Consider the following 23,991-nt stretch of genomic DNA (forward strand, 5'->3'; position numbering starts at 1 on the left):
AGGGACAGTGCCTCAGGAGGTCTCGGTGGGTGCGACAGCCGGTGCCGTCTGGGGCCGTGGGGAGCAGCAGGACTTCCGGAGCCGGGTCCGCGGGACGCTGCTGGGTGCCGCCGTCGGCGACGCGCTGGGCGCGCCGGTCGACGGACTCTCGCTGGAGGCGATCCGGGAGACGTACGGGGCGGAGGGCCTCGTCGGTCCCGCCCCGGCGTACGGGCGGCGCGGCGCCGTCACCGGCCTCACCCAGCTCACCCTGTTCGGTGTCGACGGACTCGTCCGCGCCCAGGTGCGCCGGGACACCGGCGCCTGGCATCCGCCCTCCGACCTGCACCGCGCCTACCGCCGCTGGGCGGCCACCCAGAGCGACTGGGGGCCCGACGAGCGCCGCAAGGACGACGGCTGGCTGGCCCGCGAGGAGTGGCTCTACGCCCGCCGCGACCCCGCCAAGGCCTGTCTGCTCGGCCTCGCCGACGAGATCATGGGGACGCTGGACGCCCCCAAGAACCCCGGCGAGCAGGGCCCCGAGGCCGCCGCCCGCTCCGCGCCCTTCGGGCTGCTCGTCGGCTGGGAGCCGCAGCTCGTGATGCAGCTCGCCGTCGAGTGCGCCGCGCAGACGCACGGCCACCCCTCGGCGTACCTGACGGCGGGGGCGTACGCCGTGATCGTGCACGCGCTGGCCCGCGGCGAGAACCTCGACGCGGCCGTGCAGCAGGCCCTCGCGCTGCTCGCGACCCGGCCCGGGCACCAGCCGGTCGCCGCCGCGCTCCAGCACGCGCTGGGCGCCGTACGGCAGGGCATGCCCTCCGCCGAGCGGGTCCAGGAGCTCGCCGTGAGCGGTATCTCCGAGGGGGCCCTCGCCGCCGCGGTGTACTGCGTGCTGGTCGGCGAGGACGTCCGGCACGGCCTGTGCCTCTCGGTGAACCATGGCGGGCCCTCCGCCGTCACCGGCGCCCTCACGGGAGGTCTGCTGGGCGCCCTGCACGGCGAGACGGCCCTCCCGCCGGCCTGGCTGGCCGAACTGGAGGGCCGTCCCACGGTGCTGGTCCTCGCGGACGACTTCGCGATGGAGATGACCCAGGGGCCCGCGCTGCACGGCCCCGCCGGATCGTCCCCGGGCTGGCTCGCCCGCTACCCCCGCGCCTGAGCGGTCCCGGGGTGTGTCCGCCCGCCGAGGCCGGGCGGACGGGAAGGGTCGGACACGCCCTAGTCCTTGACCTGCGTGGCGACCGCGCCGTCCGACGCCTCCGCACCCGCCGGTGCCGGGATCGCCGCGGCGGCCGAGCCGTCGTCGTCGGTGTTGATCAGCTCGAGGACGGCGTCCCGCTCCGGGGTGTCCTCGGGCCGCAGGAAGCCGATGAGGACGTACAGGACCAGGGAGATGACCATCGGGAGGGCGACCTGGTACTCCAGCTTCACGTCCGTGCGCTGCGAGAAGTCCAGGTGGTAGTTGACGAAGAAGAACGCGAGCAGACCGCAGGCCCAGCTCGTCAGCGCCGCCGTCGGTCCCGACCTGCGGAACGGCCGCAGCAGACCGAGGATGAACGGGATCGCGATCGGCCCCATCAGACCGGCCACCCACTTGATGACGACGGTGATGATGTCCTTGAACGTGGGGGAGTTGACCTGGGTCGCCACGGCCATGGACAGGCCGAGGAAGGCGACGGTGGTCACGCGGCCCGCGATGAGCCCCGCACGGGTGTCCCAGGCGCGCGCGGCCCGGGAGAACACCGGCATCACGTCACGGGTGAACACGGCCGAGATGGCGTTCGCGTCCGAGGAGCACATGGCCATCGTGTGCGAGAAGAACCCGACGACGACCAGGCCCAGCAGCCCGTGCGGCAGGAGCTGTTCGGTCATCAGGCCGTACGCGTCCGAGCCGTCCGGCTTCTGCGCGGTGACGAGGAGCGGCGAGAGCCACATCGGGATGAACAGGACGACCGGCCACACGAACCACAGTCCCGCGGACAGGAACGCGGACCGCGTCGCCTGCTTGGCGTCACGGGTGGCCATGTAGCGCTGGGCCTGGTTCCACATGCCGCCGTTGTACTCGAAGAGCTTGATGAACAGGTACGCGATGAAGAACACCGTCAGATACGGGCCCGCGAACCCGTCCCCGTGACCGTGCAGCTTGGGCGAGTCCAGCGCCTTGGAGAGGCCGCCCTGGTCGGAGATCTTGTTCAGCACGATGATCAGCATCGACAGACCGGCCAGCAACTGGATGACGAACTGGCCGAGTTCGGTCAGCGCGTCGGCCCACAGGCCGCCGATCGTGCAGTACACGGCCGTGATGCCGCCGGTGATGATGATGCCCTGGGTGAGCGTGACACCGGTGAAGACGCTGAGCAGGGTGGCGATGGCCGCCCACTTCGCGCCGACGTCCACGATCTTCAGCAGGATGCCGGACCACGCCAGCGCCTGCTGGGTGGGCACGTTGTAGCGGTCCTTGAGGTATTCGAGGGGTGAGGCGACGTGCAGCCGTGAGCGCAGCCGGTTGAGCCGGGGCGCGAAGGCCTTGGCGCCGATGGCGACGCCGATGGCGATGGGCAGTGCCCAGGTGACGTACGAGGTGATGCCGTAGGTGTACGCGATGCCGGCGTAGCCGGTGAACATCACCGCGCTGTAGCCCGACATGTGGTGCGAGATGCCGGACAGCCACCACGGCATCTTGCCGCCCGCGGTGAAGAAGTCGCTGACATCGTCCACACGCTTGTGGGACCAGACACCGATCGCGGTCATCACGCCGAAGTACGCGACCAGGACGGCCCAGTCGAGACCGTTCATGTGCCCCCTCCAGGGGTCCGCCTTGTGAACTTGCATATACCGGACGGCACTTCGCCGGTACGTGCATGGGCGGGCGCCCCGTGCGGGAGCGGGGACTTCGGGGATTGAACCGCCGTTCGGAGGGAGCGGTCAAGACCCTTCGCGGTCACAGATATGAACACAGATCAGAAAGCAGAACGATTTTGCCTCTACTTTACCCACCGGGCTGTTGTCGTGTTCGTGACGGGAGCCACACCATGGGCGGGCACTTCGCCGGACCCACAACAGCAACGACAAGTCGACAGCCGTACGGGATGCGGGTCCCGTGCGCCTGGGAGAGGGGCCGCCGGCCGTATCGACTACCGCATGAGTTCGCCCGCGTTCACGAGCAGCGACTGCCCCGTGATCGCCCGCGCCCGGTCGGAGGCCAGGAACACCGCGGCGTCCGCGACGTCGCCGTCCGTGGCCAGCTCGGGCAGCGCCATCCGCTCGGTGAGCCGCTTCAGGACGTCCGCCTCGGGCACCTGCTCGGTGTAGGCCGTGAACTGCACGTACGCCTCGACCGGAGGGCCCCACATCCAGCCGGGCAGCACGGTGTTGACCCGTATCCGGTGCGGGCCCAGCTCCCGCGCCAGGGAGTACATCGCGCTCGTCAGCGCGCCCTTCGAGGCCGCGTACGCCGCCTGCCGCACCTGGCTCGGCGCGGCGACCGAGGACTGCGTCCCGATGACGACGACCGAACCGCCGCGCTCCTTCAGCGCGGGCAGGCAGGCCCGGGTCATCCGCAGCGTGCCGAGCAGGTTCACGTCGATGACCGACTGCCAGGTCGCGAAGTCGGCGTCCTCCAGCCCGCCGAAGTAGCTGTCCCAGGCGGCGACATGGACCACCGCGTCGATCCGCCCGAAGCGCTCGGCCGCGAGCGCCGCGAGCGCTTCGCACTGCCCCTCGTCGGTGATGTCCGTCGCCCGGAACGCGGTGTGCGTGCCGTCCGGGTCCAGTTCGGCCGCCGACTTCGCGAGATTGGCCTCGGTGCGGGCGCCGAGCACGGCGTTGCCCCCGTCGCGCACCACCGCCGCCGCGACCTGATGGCCGAGCCCGGCCCCGACACCCGACACCACGACGGTCCTGCCGGCGAGCAAAGACATCCGGGGCCTCCTCGGCTCTGGCGCATTGTCTGACGGGGCGTCAGAGTATGGGCGTCCGGCGGAGGAAGGAAGTCCCGCGCACATCCCACCGAGGAAGGGGTTCGTCATGCCGGAGGAGACCCGCAGCGAGACCTACGCGGAACTGGCCGCCCTCGGCCCGTACGGCGTCCACCCGGGCCACGCCCTGATCACCCTGGTCGAACCGCACCCGGGCCACGAGTACGCCTACAACCGCTGGTACGAGGACGACCACTACTACGCCGGCGCGATGGCCATGCCCTGGATGTACGCCGGACGCCGCTGGGTGGCCACCCGCGACCTCCAGCTCCTGCGCTACCCCGAGAAGTCGGCGGTCGCCCAGCCGGTCACCGCGGGCTGCTACATCTCCACCTACTGGGTCACCGAGGGCCGCTACGACGACCACATGAAGTGGACCGTCGGCATCAACAAGCGGCTGAACCGCGACGGCCGCGTCTACCAGGACCGTACGCACGTCTTCACGGCCTTCCAGGACCACGAGGCCACCGTCTACCGCGACGGCGCCGCGGGCCCCCGTGACTTCCACGCCCTCGACCACCCCTACGCGGGCCTCGTGGTCGAGGTCGTCGACGCCGAATCGGCCGAACAGCGGGCGGAGTTGCTGGAGTGGCTGCGCTCCCGGCACCTGCCCCGGCGGCTCACGGGCTCACCCGCCGCCCTCGTCACCGTCTTCCGGCCGACTCCGCTCCCCGGCGACCGGATGACCTATGTCAAGCAGGTGGAGGGCGTGGACACCCGGCTGACCCTGCTGTGGTTCCTTCAGGAGGACCCGCGCGACTGCTGGGAGGCCCACTTCACGGGCCTGGACGAGGCCGTTGCCGAATCGGGCCTGGGGCGGGTGGAGTTGGTGGCCCCGTTCATCCCCACGATCCCGGGGACGGACACCTACGTGGACCGTCTGCGCTGACGCGCACCCGCCCTCTCGGCCAGGACGGCGGGCCGGACGAGAGGGCTCTTCGGTGGGGTGTATGAAGTTGTTCCGGCCACAGGGTCAGACGAGGTCGGACGCTCCGCGGCTCACCTCGGTGACGAAGGCGTTCCAGGCGTCCGCGGGGAAGGCGAGCGTGGGGCCGGCGGTGACCTTGGAGTCCCGGACCGCCATGGCCGAGACGACCGGGGACTTGACCTCGACGCAGGCGCCGTTGCCGGTGGAGTAGGAAGACTTGGTCCAGGTGTCGAGGGCGCCCTGCTGAATTGCCATGATCGCTCCAGAAAGCTGTCGTTCGTCGATGAGTTGCCGCCACGAAGCCGTCGGCGCACTGCCACCGGACTGTGGATCCGTCAGGAGTCCCGCGGTCCGGATTGCGCCAACGTTGTTGCTCGATGGCGTGATCGACGCTACTCGCCAACATCGGCTGACGAAGCGACTATTCACTCGACTGGATGGCATATTCCATGGGGGTCTTCCGCCCCGGGGTGACGACAGTGTAGGGTCCGGCCACTCATCGGCGGGGGCGCCCTCTCGGGCCGCCCCCGTGCCGATCAGCGCGCGTAGTCCTTCGCGAGGTCCGCGATGAACTGCCGTGACTGCTCCACGTTCAGGGCCTGGGCCCGCAGGTGCTCGTACATCACGCTGTACTTCTGGACGTCGTTCGCCTTCTCCAGGTACAGGTCGCTGGTCACGCCCTCGATGTAGACGACGCTGGAGTCGGCCGCGTCGGGGAACTCCAGGATCGCGTACTGGCCGTTCAGACCCGGGTGCGCGCCCATGTCGAAGGGGATCACCTGGACGGTGACGTGCGGCAGTTGGGACTGCTCCACGAGGTACTCGAGCTGCTCGCGCATGACCGAGCGGTTGCCGACGGCGCGGCGCAGGGCCGCCTCGTCGAGGACGGTCCACAGGCGCAGCGGGTTGTCGGGGGCGGAGATTCGTTCCTGCCGCTTCATCCGCACCTGGACGCGCTTGTCGATGTCGGCGGGAGCGGTCTCCGGCAGCGCCCCCGCGATCAGGGCCTCGGCGTACTGCCGGGTCTGCAGCAGGCCCGGGACGACCTGGGGGTCGTACACGCGCAGGCTGGCGGCGTCGGTCTCCAGACCGATGTAGACGCTGTACGGGATGTCGCCGAAGGAGTGCCACCAGCCCTGCTGGCGCGAGTCCTTGGCCATCTGCATCAGCGAGTCGACGATCCGGTGGTCCTCGACCTCGTAGACTCCGCACAGGTCGCGGACGTCGCGCTGGCTGATACTGCGCCGGCCGTTCTCCAGCCGGCTGATCTTCGACTGGGACACGAGCAGGCGCTCGGCGACCTCTTCGGCCGTCATGCCCTTGAGTTCGCGGAGCCGCCGAAGCTCCTGGCCCAGCCGGCGCCGCCGGACGGTGGGATTGACACTTGACGCCACGGGACGTGCACCTCCGGCTGCGGGCCTGTACTTTGCGTATCTGCTGTTGAGCAGATTGCCACCAAGGTGCTTTCTACCGCTGGGAAACGGCGTATATGCGCCTGGTGGGCGCAAGTTCGCAGATTCGGCGTGTATACGTGCTCGTACGCCCGAGTCGACGGCCCGGCCGAACTCCGCTGACGGGTCGGCGAGATCGCGGCGGGTCGGAGACGGGCCTTCCCTTCGCCCCGATGCGGTCGCGCGGGGCGCTGGGACCGTGTCGTCGTCCGGACGTACGGTCTCAGCCACCCCGCGCGAGCCGGCGGCTCCCGAACCGGATCATGGGGACTGCGGTGCGGCGCTGGTGTGGTGCGGCGGTGCGGGCGGTGCGGGTGCTGTGTGCCGCCGATGGTGCCGGCGGTGCGGGACGCGGGCCGTCGTGGGCCCGCGGCTCAGTGCGCCACGGCGCGCGCCATCGAACCATGGCGCGGTTGCATCGGAACACCGCGTGCGGTCTCCGGTGCGGTCCTGACGCCGGCGGTGGCCGGACGGCCTGCCGGTGCCGGGGTGCGGCGAGGCTGTGCGGCCACACCGCTCTGAACGTCCATCACGGCGTGCGCCACGAGGCCGCCCATGGGGTCGTGCCTGATCAGATCCCGCAGCCGGGAGCGGGACGAGCGTCCCTCGTTCCCCGGATACAGGTGCTTGCCGAGACCGACCGCGTGGGCCAGCGCGGCGAGCGCCGCGGTCCGCGGGTCCGGCGGTACGCCGGTGCGGATCGCGTTGTCCAGCCGGGTTCGGATCTCCCGGCTGATCTCCGTGTCCGTCGCTTGGTAGCGAGTCGTCGGAAGGACCCCGCACATCTGGCCGGCCACGGCATGGACCATGCCGCACCTCTCCAGATGCGAGAGGTAGGTCTGGCGGAGCCCCAGGCGGGGTCCGCCGATCCAGTTGACCGCGCGTACGGGTGCTCCGCGTCGGCGAAGGAGTTCCAACGCACAGTCCAGTGTTGGATCTCCGGTCGGCCGTGGCACCACCACGGCGATACGATCCCCGTCTGGGGCTATCCGTCCGGCCAGCGCCAGCTCCACTAGCTGTGCTCCGGCCAGACCGAGGTCGAGCGACTGCGGCTGCGCGGTGGTACCCGTGGCCGGGTCCAACGCCAGCAGCAGAAGCTCCTCCGGAATTGTTCTGCGGCTCTTGCCCATCCATGCCTCCCCGCGTGGATGAATGACAGGGTGACCCCTCTCACATTGGTCTGTCGAGAGCACGTGACCGGAATATGAGGGAACCGGCAGGTATGTCGTTCTCGTCTACCGCAAGGGTCGAGCCCTGGCACAGGACACTGGTACCTGGTTCGGGCAGCGGTGTCCGGGCGGCGGTTCAAGGGTTTGACGGTTCGTTTTCGGTGCGCGGAGGGCGCGCGCCGCATGGAGGAGGCATCGGTGGCGGGCGAGTCCCCCGACAGGTCGAAGCAGCACGAGTCGTCGGCGTCGTCGGCAGAAGCGACGCCGGCGAGCCCGGCATCGGTTCCGAGTCCGGCGCGGTCGGGCGCGCCGGCGTCGACGTCGACCCAGAGCTCGGCTCCGGCCGACCCCCGGATGGCGATGGCCCGCGAGCGGGCCGCCACGGTACGGGTGGATCAGGCGACGGCCGTGTTCTCGACGAAGGCGCTCTCGGGCGAGAGCGCCCGCACGGCGGACGCCCCCGGTACGGCGGAGCCGGAGCGGGCCTCCGGGTCCGAGGCCGGCGACGCCGCGGCCGGTGACAAGAACGCCGAGGGCGACACCCGGCTGCGCGCCGCGGTGGCCGCGTGGGTCTCCGGGGCGGACGAGTCCGCTCCGGCGGACACGACGGGCTCCGAGGGCTCCGAGGGCGGCGCCGGCTCGGCGGACGACGACGGCCCCGAGGGCGCCGACGACGCCACGGCCTCCGACGACGACGCTTCCGACGACGACGCCTCCGCTGCCGACGGGACGGACGCGGAAGCGGACAGCGCGGTCGCGGACACGGACCACGCGGAGCCGGCCGACGCGGCCGAGGGTGACGACGAGCCGGGCGAGCCCGGGGACTCCGCGCGGGCCGAGAGCGCGTCCGAGGCGCCCGCGGCGTCCGACGCGGCGTCCGACACGGACGAGGGGGCCGCCGAACCCGCCGACGGCGCCAACGACGAGAAGCCCGAGTCCGGCCGGGAGCCGCAGGCCGAACCCGAAGCCGCCTTGGGCGAGACGCCCGCGGACGAGGAGGACGAACCCGCCTCCGCGACCGCCGCCGAGGACGAGCCCGCCCCCGCGTCCGACGGCAAGCACGACGCCGAACCCGAACCCGAACCCGAACCCGAACCCGAACCCGAGGACGAGCGCGACGGCGACGAGGAGTCCTCCGACGCCCTCGCGGACGCCCCCGCCGACGCGGTCCCGGACACGGTGTCCGACGAGCCCGCGGACGCGGTCCCGGACGAGCGCCGCGACACGGAGACCGGCGAGGACGCGGACTCGAAGACCGCCACGGACGCGGACGCGGACTCGAAGACCGGCAAGGGTTCCGCCGCCGAGCCCGCCGTCGATCAGCCCACCGCCGTCTTCAAGACCCCCCGGCGCCCGGCCGTGGACCAGCCCACCACCATGCTCAAGCTGGGCGACGCCACCCGTAAGCCCGCCGACCGCAAGCCCGCCGCCGAGCCGACGGACGCCCCCGGCGCCAAGCCCGCGGACCCGTCCGCCGACAAGCCCGGCGCCGAGCCCGCCGACAAGCCCACCGGGGAATCCGGTGCCAAGCCCGCCGGCACGCCCGCGCGCACCAGCAAGTTCGTCCCGCTCAACCGCCTCGACGACTTCCCGCCCCCGGCGCGCCCGAAGCCCGCGCCCGAGCCCTCCGCGAAGCCGGAGCGGACCGCGAAGCCCGGGCCGACCGCCGCGCCCGCCCCCACCCCGAAGCCGGTCGACAGGCCCGCTGCGGCCACCGCGGCCATCCCGCAGGTGGGCCCCGAGCGCACCACCCAGCTCCCGCTTCCGCCGAAGCCCCCGCTGGACCTGCTCGCCGAGCTGACGAACACCCCGCCGCCGCCGCAGACCCCGGTCCGCACGCTGGTACGGCGGGTCAAGATCTGGACGCCGCTGGTCCTGCTGCTCGTGGTGATCTTTGCAGTCGCGCAGGCCTTCCGCCCGCTGCCGGCCCCGACGCTCGCGCTCAGCGCCGACAGCACGTACACCTTCGGCGGCGGCAGCCTCGACCTGCCCTGGCCCGGTCAGGGACAGTCGGCGATCGAGGTGGACGGCGTCGGCAGCCTCGGCACCGACGGCAAGCAGACCCCCGCGCCCACCGCGAGCGTCGCCAAGATCATGACGGCGTACGTCATCCTTCAGGAGCACCCGCTGAAGGGGAACGAGGACGGCGAGAAGATCACCGTCGACCAGCAGGCCGAGGACGAGTCGAAGCTGCCGGACGAGTCGACCGCGGCGCTGTCCAAGGGCCAGCAGTTCACCGAGCGTCAGATGCTCCAGATGCTGATGATCCCCTCCGGCAACAACGTGGCGCGGCTGCTGGCCCGCTGGGACTCCGACGCCAAGACGTTCGTCACCAAGATGAACGCCGCGGCCAAGGACCTCGGCATGACGAACACCACGTACACGGACCCGAGCGGTCTGCAGAAGACGACGGTCAGCACGGCCACCGACCAGGTCAAACTGGCCAAGCAGGTCATGAAGAACGACGTGTTCCGCAGCGTCGTCGGGATGGCCAAGGCGGACATCCCCGGGCTGCCCAACCCGATCTACAACAACAACGACCTGCTGGTGCAGCAGGTCGGTGTGATCGGCCTGAAGACCGGTTCGTCGACGCCCGCGGGCGGCAACCTGGTGTGGGCCGCGACCAAGGTCGTGGACGGCAAGACCCAGACGATCTACGGCGCCGTCATGAACCAGAACGCCGGCACCGGCAAGGTCTGGGACAGCCTCCACCTGGCGATCACCAACAGCCAGAAGCTGATCGACAAGGTCCAGAAGAGCCTGGTCACCGCCACGGTGGTGAAGAAGGGCCAGGTCGTCGGCTACGTGGACGACCAGCTCGGCGGCCGCACCCCGGTCGTCGCCACCAAGAACATGACCGCGATCGGCTGGCCCGGCCTGAAGACGAACCTGAGCATCGGTCAGGGCAAGACGGCCGTCCCGCACAGCGGCAAGACCGGCACGGTCGTCGGCGAGCTGAGGGTCGGCGACGGTTCCAGCGAGGCGGTACGGATCCCCGTCGCCCTCCAGTCGGACCTGGCCGAGCCCGGCTTCGGCGCGAAGGTGACCCGGGTCGGCTGAGCGCACACACGCGCCGATGACGTACGCGCGCACGCATCGGTGAGGTAGGGCGGGGAGCAGCACCCGCACCGCACACCGTCGGACGGTGCCCCACTCGGGGGCCGTCCGGCGGTGTGCGTGCTAGCGTCGCGCTAATCGGGGCTGCTCGCGAGCCGCGGGTCCCGGCCCAGAACGGACCAACGGGACAGCGGGAGAACCTTGCAGTGGCGACAGCGGAGCCGACACACGCCGACGACGCCGACGCGGGCCACGGAACGGGCCCGCGAATACCGCGCGTCGGCATCCAGGAAGCGGTGCGGGACGACGTAGTCGCGGGCGCGGGCGTGCAGGCGCGCCCGGCCGCGGACACACACGCGGACACGCACGCGGACGCGAGCGCGCGTACCGACACGGCGGAGGATCCGGACGGTGGTACCGCAGGGGCCCCGGACCGGAGCCCGGGTGGGAAGCCGGCGGGGAAGCCGGGCGGGTCCGAGTCCGCCGGAGGGCCCGCCGCGTCCGAGCCCGCACGGTCCGAGCCCGACGACAGGCCCGCGGGAGACCCTGCCGCGTCCGAACCCGCAGACCCCGAACCCGCCGACCCCGAGGCCGTCGTGACCGGACCGGTCGCCTCGGCCGGCTTCGCGCCGCTCGGTCTTCTGCGCCGCTACCCCGTCCTCCTCCTCACCGCCTTCGCCGGCGTGCTCCACATCGTGTGGTTCTTCACGTTCGCGAACAGTGGTGGCGACCTCGCGGCGCAGGACGCGTGGGCCGAGTTCGTCGGCCGGCACCCGGACTCGGCGTACAACCTCGCCTGGTACGGCGGGATGCACCCGGTCTCCTACAGCGTCGTGTCGCCGTACCTGATGTCGGTGCTCGGCGTCCGCACGACGATGATGATCGCCGGAACGCTCTCGGCCGGTCTGCTGACGCTGATCCTCGTGCGCAGCCGCGTCGTCCGGAACCCGATCGCCACCTCGCTCGCGGGCATCTTCGCGCTGGTCTGCAACGCGATCTCCGGCCGGGTGACGTACGGCCTCGGCACGGCGTTCGCGCTCGGCGCGGTCGCCGTCGTCTTCTGCTGGCCCCACCGCTGGCGCTACAAGCGCTGGGCGAAGGCCCTGTGCGCCGCGCCGCTGGCCGCGCTCGCGACGGCCGCCTCACCGGTCGCCGGACTGTTCGTGGGCCTGCTGGCGGCGGCCATGTTCCTCCAGCGGCGCCGCCCCGGCGCCTACGCCCTCGGCATCGCCCCGACGGTCGTGGTCGGGCTCTCGGCCCTGCTGTTCCCCTTCTCGGGCACCCAGCCGATGACGTTCTTCTCGGTCATCCTGCCGTTCGCGTCCGCCGCCGCGGTCTACTACGCGGTGCCCAAGGAGTGGACGACGGTACGGATCACCGCGGCGGTGTACGGCCTCGCGGTGCTCCTCGTCTGGCTGATCAGCTCCCAGATCGGCTCGAACATCACGCGCCTCGCGATGCTGTTCGCGGGAGTCGCGCTGACCGCCGCGCTGCCCTTCACCGTGCCGAAGTCGCGCAAGTGGTACACCACCGTCGTCGCCCTCGCCGTGTTCACCGGCTGGATCGGCTTCAAGACGGTCGACGACATCGTGCACACGACCCCGGCGGCGTCCTGGGCGCGCGAGCTGGCCCCGCTCGTCAACCAGCTCCAGCTCGTCGACGCCGAGAAGGGCCGCGTCGAGGTGGTCCCGGCCCGCTCGCACCGCGAGGCCTCCGCCCTCGCCCCCTACGTGAACCTGGCCCGCGGCTGGAACCGGCAGGCCGACATGGAGCGCAACCCGCTCTTCTACGACGACACGCTCAACTCCGCGAACTACCACGAGTGGCTCCAGCGCTGGGCCATCCGCTACGTCGTGCTGCCCAAGGGCGAGCCGGACGGCGACGGCGGCCAGCGCGAACGCGAACTCGTCCAGCGGGGCATGCCCTATCTGAAGCAGATCTGGGGCGACGCCAACTGGCAGCTCTTCACCGTCACCGACCCCACCCCGCTCGCCGAACCGCACGCCGTCGTCGACCTGGCCGAGCAGGGCGAGATGACCATCGAGGTGAAGCAGGCGGGCCGCATCCTCATCCGCATCCCGTACTCGCCGTGGCTGAGCATCGTCGACGAGGACGGCAAGAGCCTGAAGGCACCCCAGGAGACGCGGGCCTCGAAGCGCCGCACGGACGGCACCCCGAAGACGTACGAGAACCTCAACGGCTGTCTGATGCCCACGGAGGAGACTCCGGCGGGCGACACGTGGACGGAGCTGCTCGCCCCGAAGCCGGGCACCTACCGGCTTGCGGCGCCGTACCAGCTCCCTCGCGGTACACCGTGCCCGGAGGAGCTGCGCTGAGCGCTCCGCCACCCCGTAGGGACCTGTCCGGCCCGATCCGCCGGACGGGTTCCGGGGTCCCTGTGCCCTAGAACCGCTCGCCCTGGTACCGCTCGCCCTCGAACCGCTCGAACGGCCCGCAGTACGGCAGACCGGCCTCCTCCGGCCGTCCGTCGCGGAAGAAGCGCACGAGCAGGTCGCAGAAGTCCCGGGGCCGCTGGAGATGGGCCAGATGGCCGCACTCCGCGATCGTGGTGAACGACGCGCCCGGCAGGTCCGCCGCCACCGAGCGGACCATGTCGGGGGTGGTCAGCGTGTCGTGCTCGCCGGTGAACACGAGGTACGGGACGGCGGGGACGGGTGCCCGCCGGTACCACTCGTGGGCCAGCAGCCGCCGGTTCCGCTCGACCGTCACGGCGACGTCGCGCGGGGTCTGCGCCGCGAACTGCTGGTACATCAGCCGGGTCAGCGCGGCGTGCTTGCGTACGGTGCGGTCGCCGGGCGGCGGGACGAAGCACCGTACGAACTCCTCGGCGGTCTCCTCCACGCGCCCCTGCTCCAGGAGCCGGACCCAGCCCACGAGCGCCTCGGCGAACCAGCGCGGAATGTGGTCCGACATGCCCTGCACCGCGATCCGGCGCAGCAGTTCCGGATACCGCTGGGCGAGCCGGAGCCCGACCGCGGCGCCGTAGCAGCCCGCGAACAGGTTCACCGGGCCGAGGCCGAGCCCGCGCAGCATGTGGCCCGCGCACTCGGCCAGGAAGTCGATCCCGTGCTCGGCGGGCAGGAAGTCCGCGTCCCCGAATCCGGGCAGGTCCACGGTGACGACGGTTCCGAGCTCCCCGAGCCAGCGCTCGTGCCGCGTCCACGAGTACCGCGTCTGGTCCGACCCGCCGAGCACGAGCAGCGGTTCGGTGACGGGGGAGCCGTACCGGGCGACCCGGGCCGTGTACCCGTAGCCCTCCCACGAGAGCCGGTACTCCGCCACTTCCGTGGACGCCTCGCCTCCCTGCGCGGGGGCGAGAACGGGGACCGAGGAAGCGACAGAAGGCACAGCGAACTCCCGAGAGGGGACGAGACCACCGAAACTCCCCACTCGTACACGGCTCCCGGGTGCGGCGCCCGCAATGTCACACGAAGGTGGGCGCTGCACCGCACGAAGGTGGGCGTGGCGCGGCAGCCGTGCAACGCCCCGCCCCGCCCACCGGCATGTCCCGTCAGGTCACTTCACGGGGAAGGCCACGTCGCAGACCGGGTCCTGCGGTCCCGCCGCGTCCCAGTCGGCGAAGTAGATCTCCCGGCAGGGTCCGTCGACGGTCAGCCCCTGCTCGCCGACCCAGCTCTCGACCGCCTCGAAGGCGGCCAGGATCTGCGGGTGGGCGACCTGCGCCTTGCTGATGCGCACGAACGCGACGCGCCGGGCCGGCTCGACCCGTACCCCGGCCCCGGTGGCCCGGCCCTGCCGCTCGGCCCAGGCCCGTGCGGCGGCCTCGTCGGCGACCGGCACGCACGCCTCCGCCGGGCCGTCGCTCTCCACGCTCACCTCCGCGTGGTACACGACGAACGGCGGCCCCGTGACGCCGCCGGCCTCCCGGGCGCCCTCCTCCAGCCGCCCCAGCGAGCCGGGGATCCACACCGGCAGCTCCGGCGCCAGCACGTGCCGCTTCTCGGTCAGCACGACCTGCTCGGGCACCTCTGCGGTCTCGACGACGAACTTCTCGTACATCTCGGAACTCCTCCCGGAAAGACGTCCACGGAGGTAGTCGGCGAGCGCCCGCTGCGAGGCGAACCGGGCCTCGGCACCGTCCCAGTACGCGGTGAGCAGCCCGGCGGCTTCGGTGCCGCGCGCCTCCACCACGTCCGCGATCCGCGCCAGCGGCATGTCGAGCTGGCGCAGGAGTGCGACGAGCCGGGCCCGTTCGGTCTGCGCGGCCCGGTAGTAGCGGTAGCCGCTGACCTCGTCGACGTACGCCGGGGTCAGCAGCCCCAGCCGGTCGTACAGCCGCAACGCCTTCGCCGAGAGCCGCGCCCGCGAGGCGAACGCGCCGATGGTGAGCAGGTCCTTGTCCACTCGGTCATCCTCCGTCACCGGGCGCCTTCCGCCCGGTGACAGGGACGCTCCCCCTTGCCCCAGGGGCAAGGTCAACAGCGGGACAGGGTTCAGCCGATGGCCTTCTCGACCGCCGAGACCAGCTCGGCCGCCTCGGGCTCGGTCTGCGGCGAGAAGCGGCCGACGACCGTGCCGTCGCGCCCGATCAGGAACTTCTCGAAGTTCCAGCGGATGTCGCCGGAGTGCCCCTCGGCGTCGGCGGTGCCCACCAGACGCTCGTACAGCCCGTGCCGCGCGTCACCGTTCACCTCGACCTTCTCGGTCATCGGGAAGGTCACGCCGTAGGTCGCGGAGCAGAACTCGGCGATCTCCTCGGAGCTGCCGGGCTCCTGGCCGAGGAACTGGTTGCAGGGCACGCCGAGGACGGTGAAGTCCTGGCCGGCGTAGCGCTCCTGGAGCCGCTCCAGACCGGCGTACTGCGGGGTCAGCCCGCACTTGGAGGCGACGTTCACGATGAGGACGGCCTTGCCCGCGTACTGGGACAGGTCGGCGGATCCCCCCTGGAGGGCGCCGATCTCGACGTCGAGCACGGAGGTACCGGTGTTGTCAGTAGTCATAAGCGGATGCTAACTCCGGTAGGTGACGCTTCCGCCGGTCCCGCAGCCGGGCTCCCCGGTCCCGTGCGGCGATTCCCGTGCGCCGGACAGGTCCTGGCGCTGCGCTGTGACGAGCACCTCACCGGCGGCCGTGCGCGAGTACAGCACCGACCGTCCCGCCCGGCGCCGCTCGACGAGCCGCGCGTCCAGCAGCACCCGCAGATGGCGGCCGACCGACCCGAGCCCCTGCCCGGTCACCGCGACGAGCTGGCTGGTGGACAGGGGGGAGTCGAGACGGACCAGGACCCCGGCCCGTGCCGTCCCGAGCAGCGCCCCCAGACTCTCCGGCACCACCGCGGCCTCCACGTCGGCCAGCGCGCCCGTGCACGGGTAGACCAGGGCGTAGCGCTCGTGCCCCTCCCAGGAGACCCAGCCGGCCTTCGGCGTGACGGGGACGAAGACGAGCTGGGCGCCGGAGATCTCGCGGGGCGGGTACTCGTGGAGGTTGACCTGGAGCCGGTTGCCGCCGAGCCAGCGCGTCCCGGGCCGCAGCCCGTCCAGCGCCGCCGCCCAGCCGCCCTGGCCGAGACGGGCCGTCCGCGCCACCACGTCGGCCTCGAGGACGCGCCGCCGCCGTTCCCAGTCGGGGCGTACGGACTCCTCCCACACGGCGGTGAGCAGCGCGGCGGCCCGCTCGGGCAGGTCGTCCCGGTCCGCGAGGGCGGCGGGCAGCGGGCCGCCCACCGAGCGGGCCAGATGGCCGCGCGCGTCGTGGGGCGGGACGTCCCGCACCCGGGCGACCTCGGTGTCGAAGGTCTCGTCGCCGTAGGGGGTCGGGGTGAGGAAGTCGGCGATCCACGCCTGTCCGATCCCGCAGCGCACGAGGAGCGCGGTGACGGGGTCGGCGGCCAGCCGTTCGCGGTACGCCGGAAGGCGGGCGTCCAGCCAGGCGCGTTCACCGGGGTGTGCGGCGGTCTCCGAGTGCAGCAGCCTCAGGGCGGCGAACGTCTCGGCGAGCGGCGACAGCACGAAGCGGCTCCCGGCCAGGGTGTCGGCGTTCACCTGCCACCAGCCCATGCCGTCCCCTTCCGCCCCAGCCCCTGACGCCTCCCACCGCGGACGTCTCCTGCCCCGGGACGTTCCGTGCCCCTGACGTTTCGCGTCCCTGACGTTTCGCGTGCGTGCGAAAGAATATCGACCGCTCGTACGGCCCCGCAGACTCCGCGCATGCGCAGCTACTCCGAGCTCTTCCGCACGCGGGAGTTCACCCCGCTCTTCCTGTCCTCCTGTTTCCGGACCGCCGCCTCGACGGTGGGCGGTCTGGCCCTCGGCACCCTCGTGTACCGGGCCACCGACTCGCCGCTGCTCAGCGCGCTCAGCATGTTCGGGCCCTCGCTCGCCCAGATGATCGGCGCGGCCACCATGCTCTCGGCCGCCGACCGGCTGCCGCCGCGCGCGACCGTGGCGGGCATCGCGCTGCTGTTCGGGCTCGGCACGGCGGCCATGGCCGTGCCCGGTCTGCCGATCTGGGCGATCTTCGTCCTCCTCCTGTTCCTGGGTCTCGTCCAGTCCTTCGGCGGCGGGGTCCTGTGGGGCCTGCTCACCGAGATCCTCGCCAAGGAGGGCTATCTGCTGGGGCGTTCGGTGTTCAACATGATGAGCGGGATCGCCCAGATCACCGGATACGCGACCGGTGGCGTCCTCGTGGCCCTGCTGTCCCCGCGCGTCACGCTCCTCCTGGCGGCCGGGCTGTACCTGGCGGCCGCCCTGACCGCCCGGCTCGGCCTGACACCCCGTGCGCCGCGCGCCCTGGGCCGCCCGTCCGTCGCCCGGACCTGGAGCACGAACGCCCGCCTCTTCTCGTCCCCGGAGCGCCGCACCCTCTATCTCCTGCTCTGGGTGCCGAACGGCCTGGTCGTCGGCTGCGAATCGCTGTACGTGTCGTACGCGCCGAACCGGGCCGGCGCCCTGTTCGCCTTCGCGGCCCTCGGCATGTTCGTGGGAGACGTGACGACCGGACGTCTCCTGCCGCCCCGCGTCCGCGCCCGCCTGGGCATCCCGTTCCTGCTGCTCCTCGCGACGCCGTACCTCTTCTTCGTGCTGCGTCCGGGCGTGGCCGTGGCGGCCGCCCTCGCCGCGCTCGCCTCGATCGGCTTCGGGGCGAGCCTGATCCAGCAGGAACGCCTGGTGGCGCTCATCCCCGACGAACTCAGCGGCCACGCCCTCGGGCTCCACACGGCGGGCATGCTCACCATGCAGGGCGTGAGCGCGGCGCTGGCGGGCGGGATCGCCCAACTCGCCTCGCCCGCAGCGGCGATGACGGTGATGGCCGCCGCGTCGATCGCCGTGACCCTGGCCCTGGCCCCCGCGCTGCTGCGTCACCGCGCGGCGCGCCCGACGGGCCAACGCCCGGAGCCGTCCACGCCAAGAGGGCGGCAATCCGAGGTGAACTCTCCCTGAACCGAGGGAAGTTGTGCGGCGGGCGTCACAACCCCCCTTCCTTCGCCGGTGTCGAACGGGATGTCCGGACACGTACGTTCCGGGCGCCCGGAACGCCGGGACGGCGGTGCCGCCAGGGACGCCGAACCGCGGAATCCCACCGAGGGGGAGACATGTTCAGTCGCCGTACCGCCGTCCTTCCGAAAATGCTGGTGCTGGCCGCCGCCACGGCCGCCGTGTCCGTGGCGGTCGTCGCGCCGACGGCCGGCGCCGCCACCACCAGCGCCACCGCCGCCTCCACCGGCCAGAAGCTCTTCTACACGGCAGCCGCCGGCCAGACGAACCACCTGAAGATCTCCTGGGCGCTCGGCGCGACCGACCCCGACTCCCAACTCGCCGACTTCATCTACACGTTCGACGACACGGTGAAGATCTCCCTCGGCGCCGGCTGTGTCCGTCCCGCGTCGGGCGACACCACCCAGGCGGTCTGCACGGTCACCGAGCCGAACACCTCGGCCTCCGACCTCGACACCCTGATCGTCCGCCTCGGGGACGGCGACGACACCGCGACGGTCGACCCCGACAACAACGGGTACTCCCGCATCTACGGCGGGACCGGCAACGACACCCTCACCGGCCACGGCCGTGACGTCCTCTACGGCCAGGACGGCAACGACCACCTGTCCGGGGGCGGCGGCGTCTACGGCGAGGGCGCCTTCGGCGGCGCGGGCAACGACACGCTCACCTCCTGCGGCTACACCTGTCACGGAGGCACGGGAAACGACGTCCTGAGCGGCGGAGTCAGCGAGGCCGACGGCAGCTACGTCGACTACGACAACAGCCTGTTCGGCGACGACGGCAACGACACGATCCACGGCAACGCGGGCGCCGACGACATCCAGGGCGGCCGCGGCAACGACCGCCTCTACGGCGACTCCGGCAACGACAGGATCTACGGCAACAGCGGCAACGACCTCATCCACGGAGGCTCCGGCACGGACACCCTCTCCGGCGGCCCGGGCACCGACCGGGTCTTCCAGAACTGACGGGACCGGGCGACCGGTCGGGATCCGGGAGGCTCCGGAGCGGGGGACCCGGGACGAGCGTACGAGGGGTTCCGCGGGCGCCGGTGTGCCTCCGCACGCTCTGCCCGGCGCGGCTCGCCGGATGGAACGATCCCGGTGCCCGGCCCCGGCAGGGGACCGCCTTCGGCCGCCGCCGAGATGTGGGCGACGGCGCACGGGTGTCTGCTGGTACCGGGGATCGGGTCACCACTACGAGCAGCAAGGGACCGGGACATGGCCATCGTGATGTCGATGCACTGGGCGGAAGCCACGCCGGAGCAGTACGACACCGTGCGGGACGCGGTGCAGTGGGAGGAGGTCCCGGGGGCCGGCGGCCAGATGCACGTGGCCTGGTTCGACGCGCAGGGGCTGCACGTCACCGACGTCTGGGAGTCCCAGGAGGCGTTCGAGTCCTTCTTCGCCGAACGCCTCGCCCCCGCGATCCAGAAGGCCGGCATGACCGGCGCCCCCGACACCTCCTTCAGCCCCCTCCACCGCCGCTTCGTCGCCCCCGGCGTCACCGGCGCCGCCTGATCCCGACGACCGGCCCGAAGGCCCCGGCCAGGACCGGCCGGGGCCTTCGCCCGGAAAACCGGAGGAGCCCGCGCCCGGTCGCGTGGAGACTGGGCTGATGACCGCTCTGATCGAACCGCCCCGGCTCACCTGGCCCACCGCGACGGTCCGCGCCTCGTATCTGGCCGGTGAGCGCGCCGACTGTCTGGCGGAAGGGCGGACGACCGACTGGCTCGCCCCGGCGTCCGCCGACTTCGACGCCTTCGTCGAGCGGCGCAGGGGCGTGCACGTCCGCTGGGACGTGCCCGCCACCATCTACTGGTACGTCTCGGGCGAGCACTATCTGGGCACGCTCGTCGTCCGCCACCGCCTGACACCGGAACTGGCCGAGGTGGGCGGGCACATCGGCTATCACGTGGTCGGACCGTGGCGCCGGCAGGGGCACGCCACGGCGATGCTCGGGGCCGGCCTGGCGGTGTGCCGGGACCTCGGCCTCGATCGTGTTCTGCTGACCTGCGCCTCCGACAACGAGGCGTCACGCCGCGTCATCCGGACCCACCGCGGTGTCCCCGACGGCCGGGTGCGCGGCGAGGACCGATTCTGGATAACCCTTCGCGGTGGCGAAGTTGCGGCGCCCGGACGGGAGACGCCCTAGCGGTAGAACCTGACCCCGCCGTTCGAGCCGAGGGCGTTGAGTTCCAGCACGCCGCCGTCCGGGGTCACGTACACCGTGCCCGCGGTGAAGTTCCACCTGCCGGTGCCCGCCGGCAGGCCCGCGACCGGGGTGCTGCGGCCGGTGCGCGGGTCGAGGGCGACGAGCTGCGGGGAGCCGGACATGGTGACGGCGTACACCTTGCCGTCCGTCGCGGACGAGGGGATCGCGAGCACGGCGGAGCGATACGTCCAGAGCTTGGCGCCGGTCCTGGTGTCGAAGCCGTCGATCACCGGGTGGCCCGCGGCCAGGGCCGGGGTGACCAGGACCTTGCCGTAGAGCCGCGCGGAGTGGTCGGCGCCGGTCTCGTTGCCGGAGGTGACCTCGTCGTTGCCGACGGCCAGCTTGCGGCCGGCCCCGGAGGCGTCGAAGACCCGCACGGCGTCCTGGCGCGCGGTGTGGACGGAGGCGATCAGCGGCGAGCCGGACAGGACGTGCGTCACGTCCGAGTGCGCCTTCTCGGGCTTCCGCCAGATCACCTTCCCCGTCTTCCCGTCGTACGCGGTGAGGGTGAACCTGGTCTTCTTGTCGAGGCAGAAGTCGTCCACCAGCACGATGCCGTCGGTGCCCCAGTCGTAGGCGTTGCAGTAGCGACCGCGGGCCTTGTAGCCCCAGACGCGGCCGCCGGTGCGGACGTCCACACCACCGAGGAAGTTCTCGCTCACGATGGTGGCGACGTTCCCCTGGAGGTAGGTCGTGGCGGTCGCCGGACTGCGGTGCTTGGCACCGGTCAGCGGCATCGACCAGAGGATCTTGCCGGTGGACGCCTTGACGCCGGCCAGCCAGGTGCAGGTGCTGCCGTCCGTGCCGAAGGCGACCGTGCCGATGCCCTGGGCGTTGAGCGTCGGCGACATCGCGCAGGGGACGGTGCCGTGGCCGGCGTCGGCGGCGGACGGCTTGGCGCGCCACTTCTGCTCGCCGTCGGTGAGGTCGTAGGCCCGCAGTCCGCCCCGGCTGCCGGCCCGGACGAGCAGCTTGTCGGTGAGCCAGCTACCGATCAGCGCGTCGTCGGCGGCGGGCGCCGGGGTCTGCCACACCTGCGTCAGGTTCTCCGAGGCGACGGCGGCGGCCTCCTCCTGCTTGAACACGACGGTGGCGGTCCCGACGGCGGCGGCGAGGATGGCGAGGGTGAGCACGATCCTGCCCACCCGCCGGGGCTTTGCGGCCCGCTCGCCGTCCGCTTCCGTGTCGGGCCGCGGCTGCGCGGCGACAGGCTCGACAGGTTCGGAGACCTTCAGCGGCATGGTGCCGTCCCACCGCGTGCCGGAGGACTCGGCGTACGGCTCGGCGGCCGACCGGTCGTCCCAGGATCCGGCCGGCTCCGTCCGCTGCCGCTCCCAGTGCGCCTGCTGCGCCTGGTGGGGCTGCTGCTCCTGGTGGGGCTGCTGCTCCGGGTACGCCTGCCGTGCCCGACGGGGCTGCGGCTCCCGGTAGGGCTGCTGCCGCTGCGGCTGCGGCTCCGCGTAGGGCTGCTGTCCCTGGTAGTGCTGCTGTGTCCCGTGGGGCCGCTGTTCCGGATACGCCCTCTGTGACCCGTAGGGCTGCTGACGGGGGTGGGGCTGCTGCTCCGGATACGCCTGCTGAGCCCCGTAGGACTGCCGTTCCTGGTACGGCTGCGGCTGCGGCTCCGCGTAGAGCTCCTGGTCCCGGTACGGCTGCTCTTCCCGGAAGGACCGCTCCTCTCGGAAGGACTGCTCTGCCCGGAAGGACTGCTCCTCTCGGAAGGACTGCTCCTCCCGGTACGACTGAGAGTCGCCGGCCGACCTGCGGGGCCGGAAGGCCCAGCCGTCGTCCTCCTGCGAAGCCCCCTGCCCCGGCGACGAATCCGTCGTCATCTCCGTGCTCTCCCCTGGTCGGGCATCCGCGTGCGCCTGCCGCGGTGATGCGCCACGATAAAGATCGTTTCTTTGAGGGCTTGCGCCCGACTTCCCCCGGCTGTCCCTGGATCAGCCCTTGGTGAACGGATGGCCGAAGCCGTTCCGCGCCGCCTCCACCTGGAACGCGGCCCGCGCACCCCTCGAGGTGCTGATCCGCCAGTCCATCAACTGCTTGCCGCCCGGCCAGTCCTTGCGCTGGTCGTACCAGACGAGCCCGATGACGCCGGCCTTCGCGGCACCCTGGAACAGGTCGCCGATGTCCGCCTCCTTGCGGCTGCTCTCCGCCACCCCGGTCTCCGCGATCAGCACCGGTTTGTCCGAGAAGCCCGCGATCTGACGCATGGTGGGCGTGAAGAGGCTGGAGAAGGCGACGCCGTCGATCGGGCCGTAGTAGCCGATGAGGCCGACCCAGTCGACGTAGGCGTCGCCCGGGTAGTACGGGCGCAGCTTGGCGGTGGTGCCCGAGTCGACGACGTGCGGGGTCCACACCCAGATCACGTTGGTGACACCCCGGTCGGCGAACAGGTCGTGCAGGTGCTTCCAGGCCGCGACGAAGTCGGCGGGCTTGGCGCCCCCGGGGCCCCAGGAGTTCCAGGGGCCGTTCATCTCGCCGGCGAAGGAGAGCGCCAGCGGGCCGTCGTAGGCGGAGATCTGGTCCGCCAGCCGGCCGATGTAGGTGTCGTCCTGGCCCTCGGCGATGTCGGCGAGCGAGGTGTCGGAGGGCACCAGTGCCATCATCGGCATCTGTCCGTGCTTCCACAGGAAGGCGTTGCCCTCCGGGTCGAAGTCGTCGCCCCAGGAGCTGTAGTACTCGCGGATGTCGGGAGCCCGCCCGGCCTCCTCGGCGAAGGTGTCGACGATGTCGTACTGCCAGGGCGTCTTGTCGTCGACGACGCCCAGCGCGCGGCCGGACGGATCGAGCAGGGACGAGACGTCGAAGTGCGCGCCCGATGCCGAGGCCTTGCCCGAGCCGGTCTCGCCCCCGCCGCCCGTGCCTCCACAGGCGTCCGCCAGGAACGTGAGCGCGAGCACGACGATCGCGGCGGCCGTCAGGCGGCGGCCGCGGCGGCTGCGGGGTATGGCCATGCGGGAAGGTCCGATCAGGCGGTGGGCGGGCGGTGCGCCGAACTCTACGAGACCCGCCGACGACACACCGAACTCTACGAGACCCGCGTGACCTTCATCGAATCTTCATAATAATCTTGGTACGGAAACGTGAGCGGGTCGAATAATCTCTCTTTCCTCGCACATGGATCACTTTTCCGCACTACTCACTGCCAGTTCGGCGCCGCCGGACTGGCAGTCGTCACGCCACGCACGAAGGAAGGCCCGGGGCTGTCGATGACCAGTACCTCCACGGAGGTCGAGCCGGCTCCCGTCTTCGTCGACCAGAGCGGTCAGCGGGGCCGCCGTCTGCGCGGCCTCGGCTGGCTGGTGGGCATCCTCTGCGCCGCGTGCGTGGTGGCGATGATCTCCGGCCTGGTCGGAACCCAGTCGCAGGCGCCCGCTCTCACCATCCCGGGCACGGCGAACACCACGCCGCCCAGCCAGTACCTGAACGCGCCCCTGCCCGCAGCCCCCGGTGTCGAGCCCGCGACGGGCACCACCGGCACGGTCGCCGCCACCCCCACGGCGACCGCACCCGACGCCACCGCGACGGCCACCGCCACCGCGGACGCCGGTACCACGGGCGCCGGTACGGGCGGCGGTACGGCGACGAGCCCGGTGACCGATCCGGCGGGCGCGAGCTCCGTGACCGACCCCGCGCAAGCCACCACACCCGACACCACCGCGTCAGATGCCGCGACGACGACGGCCGGTACGGCGGCGTCGGACCCCGTCACCGGCATCGCGCAGTAGC

Annotated in this window: 20 protein-coding genes; 9 read left to right on the top strand and 11 right to left on the bottom strand. The window is 71.9% G+C overall.

The features are described from left to right. Window positions 1-25 precede the first annotated feature (25 nt). The gene (locus ACFRIC_RS28625) at window positions 26-1,141 is read left to right on the top strand and encodes an ADP-ribosylglycohydrolase family protein (protein WP_382791381.1); all 1,116 of its coding nucleotides are present in this window, start codon (window positions 26-28) and stop codon (window positions 1,139-1,141) included. A 59-nt stretch (window positions 1,142-1,200) separates the two neighbouring features. Here ACFRIC_RS28625 and ACFRIC_RS28630 read toward each other — a convergent pair whose 3' ends face one another. Then, window positions 1,201-2,778 (bottom strand): sodium:solute symporter family protein, encoded by a 1,578-nt coding sequence (locus tag ACFRIC_RS28630; protein ID WP_382791384.1) that lies wholly within the window; start codon window positions 2,776-2,778, stop codon window positions 1,201-1,203. Between the two features lie 338 nt (window positions 2,779-3,116). Continuing rightward, complete coding sequence (locus tag ACFRIC_RS28635) at window positions 3,117-3,902, bottom strand: SDR family oxidoreductase (RefSeq protein ID WP_382791387.1); 786 nt, start codon at window positions 3,900-3,902, stop codon at window positions 3,117-3,119. 106 nt (window positions 3,903-4,008) lie between these two features. On the opposite strand from ACFRIC_RS28635, the gene ACFRIC_RS28640 reads away from it, so the two are divergent. Next, window positions 4,009-4,848 (top strand): hypothetical protein, encoded by an 840-nt coding sequence (locus tag ACFRIC_RS28640; RefSeq protein ID WP_382791390.1) that lies wholly within the window; start codon window positions 4,009-4,011, stop codon window positions 4,846-4,848. A gap of 84 nt (window positions 4,849-4,932) precedes the next feature. Here ACFRIC_RS28640 and ACFRIC_RS28645 read toward each other — a convergent pair whose 3' ends face one another. The 3 genes from ACFRIC_RS28645 to ACFRIC_RS28655 form a co-directional block, all read right to left on the bottom strand. Then, window positions 4,933-5,142 carry a DUF397 domain-containing protein gene (locus tag ACFRIC_RS28645; protein ID WP_382791393.1) on the bottom strand — a complete coding sequence of 70 codons (210 nt, stop codon included), beginning with the start codon at window positions 5,140-5,142 and terminating at the stop codon, window positions 4,933-4,935. A gap of 281 nt (window positions 5,143-5,423) precedes the next feature. Next, window positions 5,424-6,281 carry a helix-turn-helix domain-containing protein gene (locus ACFRIC_RS28650; RefSeq protein WP_382791396.1) on the bottom strand — a complete coding sequence of 286 codons (858 nt, stop codon included), beginning with the start codon at window positions 6,279-6,281 and terminating at the stop codon, window positions 5,424-5,426. Window positions 6,282-6,712: 431 nt separating this feature from the next. Beyond that, window positions 6,713-7,468 (bottom strand): GPP34 family phosphoprotein, encoded by a 756-nt coding sequence (locus tag ACFRIC_RS28655; RefSeq protein WP_382791399.1) that lies wholly within the window; start codon window positions 7,466-7,468, stop codon window positions 6,713-6,715. Window positions 7,469-7,690: 222 nt separating this feature from the next. On the opposite strand from ACFRIC_RS28655, the gene ACFRIC_RS28660 reads away from it, so the two are divergent. Together ACFRIC_RS28660 and ACFRIC_RS28665 are read left to right on the top strand one after the other, a co-directional pair. Then, entirely contained in the window at window positions 7,691-10,567 is a 2,877-nt protein-coding gene (locus ACFRIC_RS28660; RefSeq protein ID WP_382791403.1) for a serine hydrolase, read from the top strand. A 203-nt stretch (window positions 10,568-10,770) separates the two neighbouring features. After that, window positions 10,771-12,900 (top strand): MFS transporter, encoded by a 2,130-nt coding sequence (locus tag ACFRIC_RS28665; protein WP_382791405.1) that lies wholly within the window; start codon window positions 10,771-10,773, stop codon window positions 12,898-12,900. A 67-nt stretch (window positions 12,901-12,967) separates the two neighbouring features. On the opposite strand, the gene ACFRIC_RS28670 is transcribed toward ACFRIC_RS28665, so the two are convergent. The 4 genes from ACFRIC_RS28670 to ACFRIC_RS28685 all read right to left on the bottom strand — a co-directional run bounded on the left by ACFRIC_RS28670 (window position 12,968) and on the right by ACFRIC_RS28685 (window position 16,602). Next, entirely contained in the window at window positions 12,968-13,933 is a 966-nt protein-coding gene (locus tag ACFRIC_RS28670) for an alpha/beta fold hydrolase (protein ID WP_382791407.1), read from the bottom strand. A 168-nt stretch (window positions 13,934-14,101) separates the two neighbouring features. Then, window positions 14,102-14,950, bottom strand: a complete 849-nt coding sequence (locus tag ACFRIC_RS28675; protein WP_382791409.1) for a MerR family transcriptional regulator — start codon at window positions 14,948-14,950, stop codon at window positions 14,102-14,104. 89 nt (window positions 14,951-15,039) lie between these two features. After that, window positions 15,040-15,546, bottom strand: coding sequence for a glutathione peroxidase (locus ACFRIC_RS28680; RefSeq protein WP_382791412.1), 507 nt, complete (start codon window positions 15,544-15,546; stop codon window positions 15,040-15,042). Window positions 15,547-15,555: 9 nt separating this feature from the next. Further along, window positions 15,556-16,602 (bottom strand): ArsR/SmtB family transcription factor, encoded by a 1,047-nt coding sequence (locus ACFRIC_RS28685; protein ID WP_382791415.1) that lies wholly within the window; start codon window positions 16,600-16,602, stop codon window positions 15,556-15,558. 150 nt (window positions 16,603-16,752) lie between these two features. Here ACFRIC_RS28685 and ACFRIC_RS28690 point away from each other — a divergent pair, with 150 nt between their 5' ends. From ACFRIC_RS28690 to ACFRIC_RS28705, 4 genes are all read left to right on the top strand, one after another. Beyond that, a complete protein-coding gene (locus ACFRIC_RS28690) occupies window positions 16,753-17,985 on the top strand; it encodes an MFS transporter (protein WP_382791418.1) in 1,233 nt (410 codons plus the stop codon). 152 nt (window positions 17,986-18,137) lie between these two features. Beyond that, complete coding sequence (locus tag ACFRIC_RS28695) at window positions 18,138-19,010, top strand: calcium-binding protein (protein ID WP_382791421.1); 873 nt, start codon at window positions 18,138-18,140, stop codon at window positions 19,008-19,010. Between the two features lie 252 nt (window positions 19,011-19,262). Beyond that, window positions 19,263-19,562 (top strand): hypothetical protein, encoded by a 300-nt coding sequence (locus ACFRIC_RS28700; RefSeq protein ID WP_382791424.1) that lies wholly within the window; start codon window positions 19,263-19,265, stop codon window positions 19,560-19,562. 97 nt (window positions 19,563-19,659) lie between these two features. After that, on the top strand, window positions 19,660-20,196 hold the full coding sequence (locus ACFRIC_RS28705) for a GNAT family N-acetyltransferase (protein ID WP_382791428.1): 537 nt from the start codon (window positions 19,660-19,662) through the stop codon (window positions 20,194-20,196). On the opposite strand, the gene ACFRIC_RS28710 is transcribed toward ACFRIC_RS28705, so the two are convergent. Then, window positions 20,193-22,088 (bottom strand): PQQ-binding-like beta-propeller repeat protein, encoded by a 1,896-nt coding sequence (locus ACFRIC_RS28710; protein WP_382791431.1) that lies wholly within the window; start codon window positions 22,086-22,088, stop codon window positions 20,193-20,195. The two genes, ACFRIC_RS28705 and ACFRIC_RS28710, sit on opposite strands and share 4 nt — an antisense overlap. A gap of 111 nt (window positions 22,089-22,199) precedes the next feature. Continuing rightward, a complete protein-coding gene (locus tag ACFRIC_RS28715) occupies window positions 22,200-23,216 on the bottom strand; it encodes a glycoside hydrolase family 26 protein (protein WP_382791434.1) in 1,017 nt (338 codons plus the stop codon). 255 nt (window positions 23,217-23,471) lie between these two features. Between ACFRIC_RS28715 and ACFRIC_RS28720 the strand changes: the two genes are divergently transcribed. Further along, window positions 23,472-23,990: a hypothetical protein gene (locus tag ACFRIC_RS28720; protein ID WP_382791437.1), complete on the top strand. Its 519-nt coding sequence runs from the start codon at window positions 23,472-23,474 to the stop codon at window positions 23,988-23,990. Window position 23,991 lies beyond the last annotated feature (1 nt).

The organism is Streptomyces sp. NPDC056738, from assembly GCF_042790435.1.
In the GTDB taxonomy this organism is placed as follows: domain Bacteria; phylum Actinomycetota; class Actinomycetes; order Streptomycetales; family Streptomycetaceae; genus Streptomyces.